General features: G+C 69.3%; 14 protein-coding genes. 5 read left to right on the forward strand and 9 right to left on the reverse strand.

The genetic code is table 11. From position 1 onward, the window contains the following. Positions 1-16: 16 nt before the first annotated feature. Complete coding sequence (locus AC3A6M_RS10815) at positions 17-2,356, reverse strand: TonB-dependent receptor (RefSeq protein ID WP_487852727.1); 2,340 nt, start codon at positions 2,354-2,356, stop codon at positions 17-19. A gap of 87 nt (positions 2,357-2,443) precedes the next feature. Further along, on the reverse strand, positions 2,444-2,821 hold the full coding sequence (locus AC3A6M_RS10820; RefSeq protein WP_487852728.1) for a DUF2946 domain-containing protein: 378 nt from the start codon (positions 2,819-2,821) through the stop codon (positions 2,444-2,446). A gap of 207 nt (positions 2,822-3,028) precedes the next feature. On the opposite strand from AC3A6M_RS10820, the gene AC3A6M_RS10825 reads away from it, so the two are divergent. The 4 genes from AC3A6M_RS10825 to AC3A6M_RS10840 are packed head-to-tail and all read left to right on the forward strand — an operon-like array spanning position 3,029 to position 8,596. Beyond that, on the forward strand, positions 3,029-4,279 hold the full coding sequence (locus AC3A6M_RS10825; RefSeq protein WP_487852729.1) for a hypothetical protein: 1,251 nt from the start codon (positions 3,029-3,031) through the stop codon (positions 4,277-4,279). Next, on the forward strand, positions 4,279-4,722 hold the full coding sequence (locus AC3A6M_RS10830) for a type 2 periplasmic-binding domain-containing protein (protein WP_487852730.1): 444 nt from the start codon (positions 4,279-4,281) through the stop codon (positions 4,720-4,722). Before AC3A6M_RS10825 ends, AC3A6M_RS10830 begins: the two co-directional genes overlap by 1 nt. After that, positions 4,719-7,457: a bifunctional diguanylate cyclase/phosphodiesterase gene (locus AC3A6M_RS10835; protein WP_487852731.1), complete on the forward strand. Its 2,739-nt coding sequence runs from the start codon at positions 4,719-4,721 to the stop codon at positions 7,455-7,457. Before AC3A6M_RS10830 ends, AC3A6M_RS10835 begins: the two co-directional genes overlap by 4 nt. Then, the gene (locus tag AC3A6M_RS10840; RefSeq protein WP_487852732.1) at positions 7,454-8,596 is read left to right on the forward strand and encodes a diguanylate cyclase; all 1,143 of its coding nucleotides are present in this window, start codon (positions 7,454-7,456) and stop codon (positions 8,594-8,596) included. The genes AC3A6M_RS10835 and AC3A6M_RS10840 overlap by 4 nt, the downstream gene beginning before the upstream one ends. A gap of 17 nt (positions 8,597-8,613) precedes the next feature. Here the strand turns inward: AC3A6M_RS10840 and AC3A6M_RS10845 are convergent, their stop codons facing one another. The 7 genes from AC3A6M_RS10845 to AC3A6M_RS10875 form a co-directional block, all read right to left on the reverse strand. Further along, positions 8,614-9,180, reverse strand: coding sequence for an LOG family protein (locus AC3A6M_RS10845; protein WP_487852733.1), 567 nt, complete (start codon positions 9,178-9,180; stop codon positions 8,614-8,616). Next, positions 9,177-9,857 carry a TetR/AcrR family transcriptional regulator gene (locus AC3A6M_RS10850; RefSeq protein ID WP_487852734.1) on the reverse strand — a complete coding sequence of 227 codons (681 nt, stop codon included), beginning with the start codon at positions 9,855-9,857 and terminating at the stop codon, positions 9,177-9,179. The genes AC3A6M_RS10845 and AC3A6M_RS10850 overlap by 4 nt, the downstream gene beginning before the upstream one ends. Before the next feature lie 85 nt (positions 9,858-9,942). Next, complete coding sequence (locus tag AC3A6M_RS10855; RefSeq protein ID WP_487852735.1) at positions 9,943-10,713, reverse strand: response regulator; 771 nt, start codon at positions 10,711-10,713, stop codon at positions 9,943-9,945. Between the two features lie 34 nt (positions 10,714-10,747). Continuing rightward, complete coding sequence (locus tag AC3A6M_RS10860; RefSeq protein ID WP_487852736.1) at positions 10,748-11,674, reverse strand: esterase/lipase family protein; 927 nt, start codon at positions 11,672-11,674, stop codon at positions 10,748-10,750. Between the two features lie 7 nt (positions 11,675-11,681). After that, positions 11,682-13,352, reverse strand: coding sequence for a GMC family oxidoreductase (locus AC3A6M_RS10865; RefSeq protein ID WP_487852737.1), 1,671 nt, complete (start codon positions 13,350-13,352; stop codon positions 11,682-11,684). Continuing rightward, on the reverse strand, positions 13,349-13,870 hold the full coding sequence (locus AC3A6M_RS10870; RefSeq protein ID WP_487852738.1) for a twin-arginine translocation signal domain-containing protein: 522 nt from the start codon (positions 13,868-13,870) through the stop codon (positions 13,349-13,351). Before AC3A6M_RS10870 ends, AC3A6M_RS10865 begins: the two co-directional genes overlap by 4 nt. Before the next feature lie 215 nt (positions 13,871-14,085). After that, entirely contained in the window at positions 14,086-14,856 is a 771-nt protein-coding gene (locus AC3A6M_RS10875) for an RNA methyltransferase (protein WP_487852739.1), read from the reverse strand. A gap of 183 nt (positions 14,857-15,039) precedes the next feature. Here AC3A6M_RS10875 and AC3A6M_RS10880 point away from each other — a divergent pair, with 183 nt between their 5' ends. Then, a complete protein-coding gene (locus AC3A6M_RS10880; protein ID WP_487852902.1) occupies positions 15,040-15,819 on the forward strand; it encodes an inositol monophosphatase family protein in 780 nt (259 codons plus the stop codon). Positions 15,820-15,894: the final 75 nt, after the last annotated feature.

Below are 15,894 nucleotides of genomic sequence, written 5' to 3' on the forward strand. Positions count from 1 at the left end.
AGGACAACTCAGGCCGTCACAGGTCCCACTTCAGCTCCGCCACCCAGGTACGCTGGGGGTAAGGGTGGAAGTTCCAGTAGCGGTAGTTGTTCAGGTTGTCGATCCCGACCGCCGCCGACCACTGCCGGTCGATCCGGAACACGACCCGCAGGTCGGCCGTGAAGTAGCGGCTCGCGCCCTGGTAGGCGAAGCCGTTCGTATCCGCGTTGTCCAGGGTCGAGTACTGGCGGCCGCTGTAGCGCGCCGCCAGCGTGGCCGACAGCCGGTCGTCGACGCGCCAGCTTGCCTGCCCGGTCGCGCGCCACCGCGGAATGCGCGGCTGCCATTTGCCGACGCTGGCCGGGAATCTGTCGTTGCGCACGATCGTCGAATCGGTCCAGGTCAGGCTGGCGTTCAGGTCCAGTCCGCGCAGCGCCACGTCGCTGGCGGCGTAGGCGAGTTCGAGTCCCCTGGTATCGATGCGGTCGACGTTCTGGACGTTCGTCACGTTCGGCAGCACCAGCACATTGGTCTGCGAATACAGGGCATCGCGGGTACGCTCGCCGAACGCCGTCAGGCGCAGCAGGCCGCGCATCGGGTCGCCCTCCAGCTTGCGCTCGGCCGTCAGTTCGCCGGTCCAGGACTTTTCCGGCCTGAGGTCCGGGTCGTTGTTGACCAGGGTGCCGGCCGCATTGATGCCGCCCTGGTACAGCTCGGACACGGTCGGCATCCGCACCGCGCGTCCCAGCGAGGCCTTGAACAGCCAGTCCTCGTTCGCCTGGAAGGCCAGCGCGGCTTTCGGGGAAAGATAATGCTCGCTGCGGCTGCCGTGGTTGACGGTGACGGCCGCGTTCGAGGTCCTTCCCTCGCGGGCTTCCCAGCGCTCGCCGCGCAGGCCGAGCACCGTCTTCCAGCGCGGCGCGAATCTCCAGCTGTCCTGCACGTACAGGGCGTCGATGCCGGTGCGGCCGCCGAAGGCCTGGTTGCGCGCGCCGGGTGCGCCGGCCAGCCAGTCGGTGGTCGCGTTCTCGATGCTGCGCAGTTTGTACGCTTCGCGCTGCCAGCCGAATTCCGCGACATGCGCGCCCGCCGCTCCCGCCGGCCGCCACACGCCCCTGGCCGCGAAGGTGCGCCAGCCGGTGCCGCCCTGGTCGACGATGCGCCCCGCCCCGCCGCCGCCTGCCGCCGGCAGTGCGGTGGTCGGCGCGCGCAGCAGGTCCTGGTCGTAGTCGTACAGGCTGGCCGCCAGCTGCCAGTCGAAGCTGCCGCGGGTGCTGCTCTTGAGCGTCAGTCCGTGCATGAAGTGGCGCAGGCTCTCGTTCGACTGGCTGAAGTCGGACGGCGTGAGCGCATAGGCGCGGCCGCCGATGTTCACCGTACCGCTGTAGACCGGCTGGCCGGCGCCATCGCGCAGGTAGCTTTGCGGCCTGCCCTGCGCATCGTTGTCCCACAGGCCGAACACGTACGTGGCGCGCAGTCCCGGCGAGAAATCGTAGGCCAGCTTGGCCTTCAGGTGCGCCTGCTGCGTGCGGTACTGGGTGGCGGCGCCGAGGATCAGCCAGTCGCGCCCGCTGCGGTCGCGGGCGGCAACGGCGCCGCTGACGGGCGTTCCCGCCGTCGAGGCGGCCGCCGCCGGATAGCGGGTCGGGAACGTCAGCGGCTGGCCGTCGCTCTCCAGCCGGGCGAGGTCCAGGTACCAGGACCAGGCGCCGGCCCGGTTGCCGAGCGAGAAGCTGCCCTGGCGGCCGCGGTAGTGGTCGTCGGTGCCGTACAGGGTGAACGGCTGGTACGAGGCCGACAGTTTCGCGTGCGCCTCGAAGCGCGAGGGCATGCGGGTGACGTAGTCGACCACGGCGCCGACCGAGTTGCCGCCGTAGGCCGCCGAGAACGGGCCGTACAGCACGTCGACGCGCTCGATTTCCTCCGGGCTGACCATGCCCCAGCGCGGCGCGAAAGCGGCGCCGTTGCCGAGGTAGTTGGACAGCAGGATGCCGTCGGCGTACACCGCCGAGCGGGCGCTGTTGCCGGTGCCGGAGGCGCGGGTCGACAGCACCGCGTGGTTGTAGTCGCCGTTGTAGCGCTTGCGCACCAGCAGGCTGGGCAGGTATTTCAGGGCGTCCTCGGCATCGCTGGCGTTGATGGCGCGTGCGATCTCTTCACCGGTGACGGTCTCGATCGTGGTCGGGATCCCGGTCGGCAGCGAGGTCGGGTGCTTGCCGGTGACGATGACGGTGCCGAGCTGGCGGGTCTGTGCGCCGGCTTCTTCCTGGCCGGACATGGTCTGCGCGGGTGCGGTCTGGGCGAACGCCGTCGAGAGGGCGGCAGCCAGCGCCGTCAGCGTACCGACGTGCGCCAGCGATGTGCTTGCATTCTTCATTCTTGTTCCTGTGATGTCCATGGACTCGGCGCGCGCCGGCGCAGGGCCTGGCGTGCGGACCGATGCTGGCGGCGTGACGCCGCGTGCTCAGGACAGGCGCGGCGGCGCGCGCGGCTGCGCCAGCGCCCACGCGAACAGCGGACGCGAAGAACGGTAGTAGAGCGGTGGCCAGGCATCCCGGCCGGCGGCCGGAACGAAGGCGACGCCCATCGGCGGCGGCACGCCGTGGGCGGTGGCGTGGAAGACGCAATAGCCGCAGTGGTTCAGGTTCTTCTGCGGCTTGCCGGAAGAGCCATCGTCGGCGGACAGGACCACCGGAACCATCTCCATGCCCATCGCCGTGCAGACCTCCATCTGCATCACGGCGGGCGCGGGTCCGGCCGCTTCCATCGCATGCGACACCAGCGGCGCGAGCGCATTGAACAGGATGGCCAGGCAGGCGATCCAGGCAATCCGTGCGCGCATGCGCCAATGCCGTGTCGGGGTAAGCATGCTTGCATTATAGTCCACGGTCCGACGCGCGCCGCCCGCGGCGTCACGTTGCCACTGCACAACGAAAGTAAGTATTCCTGAAAGCATTAGAAGTTAGCTATCGACTTTCACTACCCCTCCGTATAAAGTCAATCTCGCGCTTCCTGCGCCCTGTCTCGCCCTCTCTTCCGAATGCAAGTGATGCTGCAACACACCCCCGGCCGCCTCCTGTCTGTTCCCCTGTTCGCGTTCAGCCTGCTGATCGGCGGCGCTGCCTGCGCGCAGGACGGCAAAGAGCCGGGCTGGACCCTGTCCGGCTTCGGCACCATCGGCGCCGTGCACTCCAGCGAACGCAATGCCGACTACACAGCCAGCGTGCTGAAGGCCGACGGGGCCGGCGCCACGCACCGCTGGAGCGCCAACGTCGACAGCCGGCTCGGCGCCCAGCTCGACTACCGCCTCGACCGGCGCTGGTCGGCGGTGCTGCAGGTGGTGAGCGAACAGGGACTCGACAACAGCTACCGCCCGCGCATCGAGTGGGCCAACGTGACATTCCAGGCCACGCCCGAACTGGCGCTGCGCTTCGGCCGCATTGCGCTGCCGATGTTCCTGACCGCCGACTACCGCAAGGTCGGCTATGCCTATCCGTGGGTGCGCCCGCCGGTCGAAGGCTACGGCACCCTGCCGTTCACCAGCAGCGACGGCGTCGACGCCACCCTGCGCTGGAGCGCGGGCCGGGTGCGCAACGCTTCGCAGCTGTTCTATGGCCGCGACCACGTCGCGCTGGCCGCGCCGCTGCAGGCCTACGCGCGCGGCGTCGTCGGCATCTCGAATACCAGCGACTGGGGCGCGCTCAGCCTGCGCGCCAACGTCATCAGCGGCGAGGTGACGGCCGACGTCGGCTCGGCGCTGTTCGACGCCTTCGAAGCCGCGGGTCCGGCCGGCGCCGCCATCGCGCGGCGCTACGCGATCGACCACAAGCGGGCGCGCATCGCCAGCATCGGCATGAACTACGACCCTGGCGAATGGTTCCTGATGCTCGAAGCGAGCCGCAGCCGCACCGCGTCGCTGCTCGGCGCAACCCATAGCGCCTACGCCAGCGCCGGCGTGCGCCTGCGCGCCTTCACGCCTTACCTGGTCGTGTCGCGCGTGCGCGCCAGCGGCGCGACCCGCGACGACGGCCTGCCGACCGCCGGCCTGGCGCCGGCCGATGCGGCCCGGCTCGCCCAACTGAACGGCGGCCTGAACCTGCTGCTGGCCACCATCCCGCAGCAGGCCACGCAGGCCGCCGGCGTGCGCTGGGACCTGGCCGCGAACGCCGCCCTCAAGCTGCAATACGACCGCGTCACGCCGCACCACGGCTCGCGCGGCTCGATGATCAACCTGGCGCCCGCCTTCCGTTCCGGCCGGACGGCCCACGTGGCCAGCGTCGCCCTCGATTTCGTGTACTGATGCGGACCGGACCTTTCCGGCGCCTGTTCGCAGCCGCCCTCCTCGTCCTCGCCGGCATCGCGGCCGGCCCGGCCGGCGCGGCCGAGCTGGTGGTGATCGTCTCGGCCAGAAATCCGGTGAACGCGCTGCGCGCGGACCAGGTGGCCGCGATCTTCCTCGGCCAGAGCGTGCGCTTCCCCGACGGCGTCGAGGCGGTGCCGCTCGACCAGCCGCTCGGCTCGCAGCTGCGCGACGAATTCTACGAGCGCGTGGCCGGCAAGACCCCGGCCCTGCTGAAGGCGCACTGGTCGAAGATGGTGTTCACCGGCCGTGGCCAGCCGCCGCGCGAGGCCTCCGACAGCGCCGCGGTGCGGCGCCGGGTTGCCGGGAATCCCGAGCTGATCGGCTATATCGAACGCGGCGCGCTGGATGGCAGCGTACGCCCGGTGCTGGTGGTGCAATGATGGAACACGCCAAGCCCACCGCGAAGGCCGCAAAGCCGCAGCCAGCGCCGCGCCAGCAGGGCGTGAGCCGCCGGCTGGGGCGCGCGCTCGAAACCCATATCGCGCTGCCGCTGTTCGCGCTGCTGCCGCTGGTCGCGATCTGGATCGCCACCTTCCACTTCGTCGCCGCCGAGCGCGACGCCGCCATCGCGCAAGCGCGCGACGCCACCCGCGAGCAGGTCGACACCTACGAAGCGCAGATGGCGCGCAACCTGAACGCGATCGACCAGACCCTGAAGGTGATCAAGTACGCGGCCGAGCAGCACGGCCCGGAGACCGCGCTCGACAAGCTGCGCCGCCAGGGCCTGCTGCCGCCGTCGCTGGTGTTCACGGTCAGCATCGCCGACCGCGACGGCCGCATCGTGGCCAGCAACCCGGGCATGCCGCCGCTGGACGTCGGCCGCGAAGCCTACTTCACGGTACACCGCGAGGACGAGACCGGCACGGCCTTCGTCAGCCAGACCCAGCGCGATTCCGCCAGGCACGAACCGCACCTGCATTTCACGCGCCGCATCGACGACGACGCCGGCCGCTTCGCCGGAATCGCCATCGTCGAAGTCGATCCGGCCTACTTCACCAGCGCCTACGAGCGTTCGCGCGAGGGCGAGCTGGGGCTGATCGGCCTGATCGGCACCGACGGCGTGGCGCGCGCGCTGCGCATCGGCGACAAGGTCTCCTGGGGCCAGCAGATCGCGCTCGGCGGCCTGGCCGACGACGCCCTCGAACCGCACGCCATGCCGCCCGACGGCGTGGCGCGCTACGCCAGCGCGCGCCGCCTGCACGGCTTCCCGCTGTCGGCCGTGATCGGCCTGGCCGAGAGCGAACAGATGGCGCAGTACGAGCAGCACCGCGGCAACTACCTGGTGGCGGCCTTCGCCGCCAGCTTCCTGCTGCTGTCGGTGGTCGGCATGATCAGCGCCTGGTCGTGGCAGCTGGCCAAGGCGCGCGGGCGTGAACGGCGCGCCCAGGAAACCTACGCGGCGGCCTCGGAAGCCAGCCTGGACGCCTTCTTCGTGCTGCGCAGCGTGCACGACGACGACGGCCGCGTGATCGACTTCCTGGTCGAGGAAACCAATTCGCGCGCCGAGCAGGTCAGCGGCATCCCCAAGGAACAGCTGCGCGGCCGCCTGATGGGCGAGCTGATGCCCTTCTACCGGGTGAACGGCATGTTCGACGAACTGCTGCGCGTGGTCGGCACCGGCGAGCCGCTCGAGACCGAATGGCAGGCCGCGACCTCGCCGGCGGTCGGCCGCTGGCTGCAGCGCCAGATCGTGCCGGTCGAAGGCGGCGCGGTCGCCACCGTGCGCGACATCACCGAACGCAAGCTGGCCGAGGAGCGGATCCGCCACCTGGCCCACCACGACGAGCTGACCGGCCTGCCGAACCGCAGCCTGATCCGCGACCGCCTCGAACAGGCGGTGCTGAACGCCCAGCGCAACGGCAAGCACCTGGCGCTGGCCTTCGTCGACCTGGACGGTTTCAAGCTGGTCAACGACGGCCTCGGCCACAATGCCGGCGACGAGCTGCTGAAGGTGGTCGGCCGCCGCATGCAGGGTTGCCTGCGCCGCAACGACACCCTGGGCCGGCTGGGCGGCGACGAATTCGTGATCCTGCTGCCGGACGTCGCCGAAGACGCGCTGGCGCTGACGCCGGTGCTGGAAAAGATCCGCCAGGCGGTGACCGAGCCGGTGGCGATCGGCAACCAGGCGGTGCAGGTGAGCTGCAGCATGGGCGTGGTGATGTATCCGCGCGACGGCGAGGACCCGAAGACGCTGATGATGAACGCGGACGCGGCGATGTACCGCGCCAAGGACCTGGGCAGCAACAACTTCCAGTTCTATACCCGCGAGATGAACGCCAGCGTCGAGGAAAAGCTGATGCTGCTGGAAGGCCTGCGCAAGGCCTTCGACACGACCCAGGCCGGGGCCCCGGCCTCGGGCGCCGCGCCGGCCGGCCATTTCAGCCTGCTGTACCAGCCAAAGGTCGACCTGCGCACCGGCCGCATCTTCGGCGTCGAAGCCCTGATCCGCTGGCGCCATCCGGAGCATGGGATGGTGCCGCCGCCGCGCTTCATCGGCCTGGCCGAGGAATCCGGCATGATCGTCGCGATCGGCGAATGGGTGCTGCGCACCGCCTGCCGCCAGGCCCAGCTCTGGCGCAACGCCGGCCTCGACCCGGTGACGGTGTCGGTCAACGTGTCGGCCCGCCAGTTCGAGGAAAAGCACCTGGTCGAACGCATCGCGACGGCCCTGCGCGACGCCGGCCTGCCGCCCTCCGGCCTGGAACTGGAAGTGACCGAGAGCCTCCTGATGCGTGACCTGAACCAGGCGGTCGAGCGCATGCGCGCGCTGAAGGACATGGGCATCTCGCTGTCGATCGACGACTTCGGCACCGGCTACTCCAGCCTGTCGGCGCTGAAGTCCTTCCCGATCAGCACCCTGAAGATCGACAAGTCCTTCGTGCGCGACCTGGCCACCAGCGAGGACGACCAGGCCATCGCGCTGGCCGTGATCTCGCTCGGCCACCGCCTGCAGCTGCGGGTGATCGCCGAAGGCGTCGAGACCGCGGAGCAGCGCGACTTCCTGCTTGCTAACGAGTGCGACGAGATGCAGGGCTACCTGTTCTCGCCGCCGGTGCCGGCCGAGCGCATCGCCGAGATGCTGCTGGCGCAGGCGCGATCGGGAGGCCAGGCATGAAGCCGTCCGACCTGTCCCGCCTGCTGTTCGGCGCCGACCCCAAGCTGCGCCGGATGCTGGTCTACTGGGCCGCCACCGCGGCGCTGTATTCGATCTTCTTCATCCTGATCGTGCTGATCGCGACGCCGCACCTGATCGACCGCGGCGCGGCGCTCGACCTGGCGGCATATGCCATCGGCGGCAACGCCTCGGCCTACCTGCTGGTGCGTTTCGGCGGTCGCTTCGGACTGGCCCCGACCGCGCTGGCGACGCTGCAGGGCCTGTTCGCCATCAGCTGCAATATGTGGCTGTATGCGATCGCGGGGCCGCTGCGCAGCGCGACCCTGATGGCGCTGATCGTGGTGGTGGTGTTCTGCACCTTCGCGCTGCGCCCGCGCCAGACCCTGGCGCTGACCGGGGTCGGCCTGGTGGGCATGGGGGCGACCATGTGGTGGCTGCAGGCGCACGACCCGCTGCGCTATCCGCCCCAGGTGGAGGCGGTGACCTTCGCGATCATGGCGGCCTGCTCGCTGGCCGTGACCTTCCTGACCGGCGAGATGTCGAAGCTGCGCGCACGCCTGAAGGCGCAGAAGGAAGAGCTGGTCAAGGCGGTGGACACGATCCGCACCCTGGCCACGGTCGACGAGCTGACTGCGCTGGCCAACCGCCGCCACATGAACGAGGTGCTGGCGCTGGAGGAGCGGCGCCGCGGTCCGGCCGCCGGCGCGTCGGCCGCTGCGCCGCCGGACCGCAGCACGTGCATCGCGCTGCTCGACATCGACTTCTTCAAGCAGATCAACGACCGCCACGGCCATGCCGCGGGCGACGAGGTGCTGCGCCAGTTCGCGGTCGCCGCGCGCGCCGAACTGCGCGCGGGCGACGTGCTGGCGCGCTGGGGCGGCGAGGAATTCCTGCTGATGCTGCCCGATACCGGGGAGCCGGAAGCGCTGCTGGTGGTCGAGCGCATCCGCGCACGGATGGGCGGGCTGCGCATCGCAGGGGCGGACGGCAGCGACCTGCTGGACCGGCGCCGCGTCAGCTTCTCGGCCGGCCTGACGGCGCGGCGCGGCGACGAAGCGCTGGCCGACACCGTCAACCGCGCCGACAAGGCGCTCTACCAGGCCAAGTCTTCCGGCCGCGACCGCGTCGTGTCAGCCTGACCGGCGCGGCCCGGGGATCAGACCAGCGGCTCGGCGCGTGATGGCGAGGCCGCCTGCAGGCGCGCCACCAGCGCGTCCGGGTCGGCCTCGATCATCAGCAGGTCCGCATGCGCCGGGCGCACGAAGCCCTGCCCGACCATATGGCCGACGAAAGCGGACAAGCCGTTCCAGAAGCCGTTCGCGTTGAGGAGGCCGATCGGCTTGGCGTGGATGCCCAGCTGGGCCCAGGTCACCATTTCGAACAGCTCTTCCAGCGTGCCCATCCCGCCCGGCATCGCGATGAAACCGTCGGCCAGGTCGGACATCATGGCCTTCCGTTCGTGCATGTCCTTGACCACGAACTGGCGCGTCAGACCGGTGTGGCCGACTTCGCGCTCGAGCAGCGCGCGCGGGATCACGCCGGTGGCTTCGCCGCCGAGGCGCAGCACTTCGTCCGCGATCACGCCCATCATGCCGACCTTGCCGCCGCCGTAGACCAGGCCGATGTTGCGTTCGACCAGCACGCGCGCCAGGCCGCGCGCGGCGTCGGCATAGCAGGGATCGGCGCCCGGCGAGGCGCCACAGTAGACGGCGATGGCTTTCATGCTTGTCCTTCCGGCGGCAATTGTTTCAGGTAGTCTTCCGAGAGGCGCTGGAACAGCTCGCTGGTCTGGCCGCGCAGGTAGGGGCCGACCATCGACAGCACCTGGTAGCAGCCGCGCGCGAGGGCGTCGGCGATCGCCTGCTGCTCGCTGTATTTGCGCGGATTGCGCACGTATTCGTAGGACAGCCAGTAGGTCGCCACCACCACCATGTTCGTCGCCATCGCGCCGATCTGGCTGTCGCCGGCTTCCAGCGATCCCTCGCTGCGCAGGTCTTCGCACAGCTGGCGCGCGACCTTGATCTTGTGCGCCAGGATGGCCTTGAACTGCAGCTCCAGCTTGCGGTTGCGCGACAGCAGGTCGTTCAGGTCGCGGTAGAAGAAGCGGTAGCGCCAGATCAGCTCGAACATCATGCGCAGGTAGAGCCAGACGTCCTCGAGATTCGAGCGGCGCCCGGCCGGCACCGTCAGCATGCGCCCGATCTCGGCCTCGAACTGGGCGAAGATCGAGTTGACGATGTCGTCCTTGTTGCGGAAGTGGTAATACAGGTTCCCCGGAGAGATGTTCATCTCTTCGGCGATCACGGTGGTCGTGATGTTCGGCTCGCCGAATTCGTTGAACAGCCTGAGCGACAATTCGAGAATCCGTTCGCGGGTCCGGCGGGGAGCTTTCTGTTGCATGGAAGACGGCGTGGTTGAACTCACCCGCAAGGATAACACCGACCGCCGGCCGCGGCCATATTCGGCCGGGGTCCGGCTCCCCTGCTCAATTCCGTTCGCAGCGCAGTAAAAAGGCGGCCCGCAGTTCCTCGCGCAGCGCGCCCGCGGCCCAGGGCTTGTGCAGGTGGCGGTCGACCAGGCCGGCCGCGCAGGCGCGCTCGATCGGCTCCAGTTCCGACACGCCGGACAGGATCAGGCGCACGGTGTGCGGATGCGTGCGGCTGACGCGGGCCATCAGCTCGGTGCCCTGCATGCCGGGCATGCACTGGTCGGACAGGATCACGTCGACCGGTTCGCGCTCGAGCAGCGCCAGCGCCTCCGCCGCCGAGCCGGCGCTGAGGATGCGCCACGGCTCCCTTTCGAGGGCGTCGACCAGCACCTCGCGCATGAAGGCGTCGTCGTCGACCACCAGCAGGGTCGGCAGCGCCGGTGCGGCGCCGGCATTCGCCGGCAGCGGCAGGAAAGCCTCGACCTCGGCGACGAAGCTGGCCGCTTCGATCGGTTTGCAGACGTAGCCGTCGAAGCCGGCCGCCAGCACCCGTTCGCGGTCGCCGGCCTGCGCCAGCGCGCTCACGGCCAGCAGCGGAATGTGCGCGCAGCCGCGCTCGGCCCGCAGGGCGCGCGCCACCGCATGGCCGTCCATCGAAGGCAGGCGCAGGTCGCACAGCACCAGGTCCGGGCGCTGTGCAAGGGCGATCCGCAGGCCGGCCGCGCCGTCGTCGGCGCCGGTCACGGCATGTCCCGCTTCGCGCAGCAGCCAGGCCATCAGCTCGCGGGTAGCGGGGTCGTCTTCGACGATCAGGATGCGCGAAGGCATGGCCATCTCCAGGGCATAATTTGCACCGACTCTATCACCCCGGCGGCGAGGATGGCAACGCCGCAAGCTCCTGCATCACCGCTTTCAGGACGCGCGGATTGCTGCCGAGGGCGACGTGGCCGACGCCGCCGAATTCGAGGTTGCGCGCGCCCTCCAGGCGGCTCGATTCCTGCGGCGCGACGATGTTGTCGTGGTGGGTGTAAAGCGAGGTGACGAGGGCCCGCGCGGCGCCGTCCTCGCCGGCGGCCAGCGCGCGCAGCCAGGCGCTGCCGGGCCGCATCTGCACGGCGTTCAGGCCCGGGCCGAAGCGCGCCAGCGCGGTGCCGTGGTGCGGCGTGCCGAGCGTGATCACGCGCGCCACCCTGCCCGTGCCGTGGGCGCGCATCCAGGCGCGCGCCACCAGTCCGCCCATGCTGTGGGCGACGATCGCCACCTTGTCCGCGCCGGTCGCCGCGAGCAGGTCCCGCACCGCGCGCTCGACCAGCGGCACATAGCCGTCGATGTCGCCGGCCACCGGTTCCAGGTCCACGGTCGCGTGGCTGATTTTCGCCGCGTCCAGCAGGGGCGTCAGGTGGACCCAGTAGCCGCTGTTGCAGCCGTAGCCGTGCAGCAGCAGCACCGGGACCCGTCCGCTGTCCGGATGGATGCGTGTGGCGGCGCTGGCGCGCGGGATCAGCCAGGACGTCACCAGCATGCTGGCCAGGTACTCTTCGGCCAGCAGGCGCAGGCGCGCCGCGCCGTCCAGCCGGAAGGCTTCCGGCGTGGCGCTGGCGAAGTGCGAGGCCATCGCGAAGTTGTTCATGTTGATGAGCAGGCGGACCAGCACCACGCTGCCGACGCCGAGCAGCGCCGCCTGCCACGCCGCGATGCCGTAGTGCGCGCTCGCGACCCAGCCGATCAGGACGGCGGCCCCCAGCTGCACCAGCAGCAGTGCGCGCGACAGGCGGCGGGCGCTTTTCACGCTGCCCTCATGCGGCCGCCGTGGCGGCGCCCCGGGCGTCGTGCGGCGCCGGGCGCGCGGCCGGACGGCCCGTGAGCGACTGCGCCAGCTGGCTGGCCAGGCGCGCGGTGATGCCGTAGATCGACAGCTGCGGATTGGCGCCGATCGAGGTCGGGAACAGCGAGCCGTCGTGCACCGACAGGTTGGACAGGCCGTGGTAGCGCCCATCCGGCCCCGTCACGCCGGCGCGCGGATCGCCCGCCATCATGCATCCGCCCATCACGTGGGCCGAGGCCACCTTCGTCAAATGCGGACGGTAAGGCAGCGCCGCGATGCCCTCCTTCGCCTCGCGCCAGGAGGTGTAGCGCGGCGCGGTCTCGTGCGCCACCTGCACGGCGCCGGCGCCGGCCGCGAACTGGATCTCCGCCATCGTCAGCAGGCCGCGACGCGCGCCGTCCCACAGCGGATCGCCGAGCGGGTAGTCGAGCACCGGCGCGCCGCCGACGCCCAGCGACACCGTGCCGCCGCGCGACTCCGGATGGAAGCCGTCGCGCAGCAGCGCCAGCATGCCCTGCAGGTGCGGGAACTGGCGCATCATGTCGGCGTGCTGGAGGCCGAAGCCGGCCATGGTGGTCGACAGCAGCACCGGATGCAGCGGCGGCGCTTCCAGCTTGTAGCCGATCGGGCCGTCGATCGGCTGGGTGTGCAGGAAGTGGTCCGAGTACACGGTCTGCGGCGCGCCCGCATAACCTTCGACGCGCTGCGCGAACACCGCGGCCGAGATCAGGGTCGGGTGCAGGAAGGTGCGCTTGCCCAGCAGCCGGTTCGGATCGGGCGCGTTCGAGCGCATCAGCAGCGCCGGCGAGTTGATCGCGCCGCCCGCCAGCACATAGTGTTTCGCGCGCAGGCGCAGCTGGCGCAGCTGGCGGCCGTTCCGGCGGATGCCGTCCTCGCCCAGCAGCGTGCACTCGAGCGCCTCGATACGCTCGCCCTGGATCAGGAAGCGCTCGGCGCGCGCGTGCGTGACCAGGGTCGCGCCGTGGTCGAGCGCGGACGGAATCGTCGTCACCAGCATCGACTGCTTGGCGTTGGTCGGACAGCCCATGCCGCAATAGCCGAGGTTCCAGCAGCCGTTGACGTTGCGGCGGATGAAGCCGGTCGGGATGCCGAGCTTTTCCGCGCCGCGCCGCAGCAGGTCGTTGTTCTCGTTCGGCGCGGCCGGCCAGTCGGCGATGTGCAGGCGCGCTTCCATCAGCTCGAACCAGGGCGCGAGCTGCTCCTGGCTGTAGCCGGTCAAGCCGTAGCGCCGCTGCCAGAACGCGAGGGTGTCGGGCGGGGTGCGGAAGCTCGAGGTCCAGTTGACCGTGGTCGAGCCGCCCACCGTGCGCCCCTGCAGGATGTTGATCGCCTTGTCCTTCGTCTTGCGCGCGGCCGATTCCTGGTACAGCGTGGGATAGGCGTCGGCTTCGCGCATCCTGAAGTCGCGCGAAGACTTCAGCGCGCCCTCCTCGACGATGATGACGGACAGCCCGCTGAGCGCGAGGATCTCGGCGGTGACGCCGCCGCCGGCGCCGCTGCCGACGATCACGACGTCGGCGTCCATGGCGCCATCGCTGCCGGCGCGGGCGCCGTCGACGACCTTCCAGCCGCGCGCCAGGCCGGCTTCGAGCGGGTCGGGGATGATGGTGGAGTTGCTCATGCCAGTTCCCTGATCGGTCCCGGATAGCCGATCGCCGCCCAGTTGGCGGGATCGCTGTACCAGCTGCCCAGCACCAGGTCGTGCAGCGCCTGGTAGGCGGTGCGCAGCAGGCCCAGCCGGTGGGTGCGCCAGTCCTGCAGCCAGTGATTGATATCTGTGTCCGTGGCTTCGGCCCAGCCATGCGGGATGCCGGTGAGGAGGCGCCGCGCCGGCCCCAGTGCGAGCAGGCCGAACAGGTCCTGCACTTCCTGCTGGGCGGCCAGTGGCAGGCCGAGGATGGCCTGGTTCACGCGCTCGGTGCTCGCCTGGATCGCCCGGGCGCGCGCGGCCGCGTCGGTGGGCAGCACGCCGGCCAGGATCGCCGGCACGACCGCATGCAGGGCGCCGCGCGCCTCGCCGTCGATCACGAACCCCTTCGACGCCGGCGGATGGGTGTAACGGTAGATACCGCCGCCGGCGGCGAGCACGAGCGCGGCCAGGGCGCCGGCCTTGAGGAAGGATCTGCGGCTTGTCTCCATGCTGGACCTTTATCTTGCTTTTTTGCCTAGTGTAAGCGAAAGATGTGCATGGGAACGGCGGAAAACTAGAGCGCCACGTCTAGCTTTCCGTCGAGCTTTTTCCAAAAACCGGGGTCAGACTCCGGATTTTGGAAACAGCCAGTTGGCAAAATCGGGGCAGACTTCGATTTTGGGAAATTTCCAAAAACGGGAGTCTGACCCCGGTTTGAGGCAAGTCAGTCTTGCCGGTGCTTCACCATCTGGCGGGCGATGCCGCGCAGGATGTTGACTTCTTCCGTTTCGAGCTGGGTGCGGGAGAACAGGCGCTTCAGGCGGGGCATCAGTTTTTTCGGGTTGTCGGCGTTCAGGAAGCCGATCGCCACCAGCGCTTCTTCCAGATGGGCGTACATGCCTTCGATCTGGGCCATGCTGGCGGCCTCGCCCTGGAAGCCGATGCCGCCCTGGGTGCCGCTTTTGCCAGATTTTTCCCCTTCGGTGGCGATCCGGCATTCGTAGGCCAGCACCTGGGCCGCCTGCGACAGGTTCAGCGAGGAATACGATGGGTTCGCAGGGATGTTGATCAGCACGTTGCAGCCCTCGACGATGTCGTTCGGCAGGCCGAAGCGTTCGTTGCCGAAGATCAGGGCCGGGCGCAGGTCCGGCATCGAAGCCACGTGCGCGGAAAAAGCCCGCGGCGTCCACACCGGCGGCGAGAATTCGCGCAGCCGGGCCGATACCGCGGCGGCGAAATTGCAACCCTCCAGGGCCTCGGCCACGCTGCCGACGATGCGCGCGCCTTCCAGCACGTCGAGCGCGCCGCTGGCGAAGGCGACCGCCTCGGCGTCGTGCAGGGGATCGTCGCAGCGCGGCGTCACCAGTACCAGGTCGGAAAAGCCCATGGTCTTCATCGCCCGCGCCACCGAGCCGACATTGCCTGCGCGGCTGGTTTCCACTAGCACAAAGCGTAGGCGTTTGAAAAGAGATGTGTCAGTTTCGGTCGGGTTCATTGTAAAATAGCGCCATCGCGCGGTGACGAGCAGTCGAAATCCAGGTCCGGGTCCAGCAACCTGGCGGGATTTTAACGGTTTCGGCACCGCTTTGCTCTTTGTCATTCTCATTCATTCTCGATCGTTCACGGCGCCTTTGCGCGGTGGGCGTCAGCATTCATCAGGAAGCTATTCATGCACCCAATGCTCAATACGGCCATCAAGGCCGCCCGCCGCGCCGCCACGGTCATCAACCGCGCGTCTTTCGATCTCGACCGCATCACCATCAGCGAAAAAAGCCATAACAACTTCGTCACCGACGTCGACCAGGCGGCGGAACAGGCGATCGTCGAGACCCTGCTGAAAGCCTACCCCGACCACGCCATCCTGGGCGAAGAAAGCGGCGCGTCCGGCAACCTGAACGACGAGAGCGAATACGTCTGGATCATCGATCCGATCGACGGCACCACCAACTTCCTGCACGGCTACCCGAACTACTGCGTCTCGATCGCGCTGCAGCAGCGCGGCGTGATCACCCAGGCCGTGGTCTACGACCCGGTCCGCAACGACCTGTTCACCGCCACCAAGGGCGCCGGCGCCTACCTGAACGAAAAGCGCATCCGCGTGCGCAACCCGGAACGCATCAACAAGGCCCTGATCGGCTCCGGCCACGGCGCCGACCCGCGCGCGCTGGCCGAATACCTGCGCATGTACGAAGTGGTGGCCCAGCGCTGCCACGGCGTGCGTTCGAGCGGTTCGGCTGCGCTGGAACTGGCCAACGTGGCCGCCGGCCGCGTCGACGGCTTCTTCGAGAAGGGCCTGAAGATCTGGGACATCGCCGCAGGCTCCCTGCTGGTGACCGAAGCGGGCGGCATCGTCGGCGAATTCAGCGGCGAATCCGAATACCTGAACAAGGGCGACGTGATCGCCGCCGGTCCGAAAGTCTTCGCCGGCATGGTCGCAATCCTGAAACCGTTTGCCTGAATACGTCGCCTTCTTCTTTCGCGTACAATAGCAGGCTGTGATTCTGGTGCTCCATCGACTGTGCTCAGGCATGCG

Source organism: Telluria sp. Soil_C_11, from assembly GCF_057657395.1.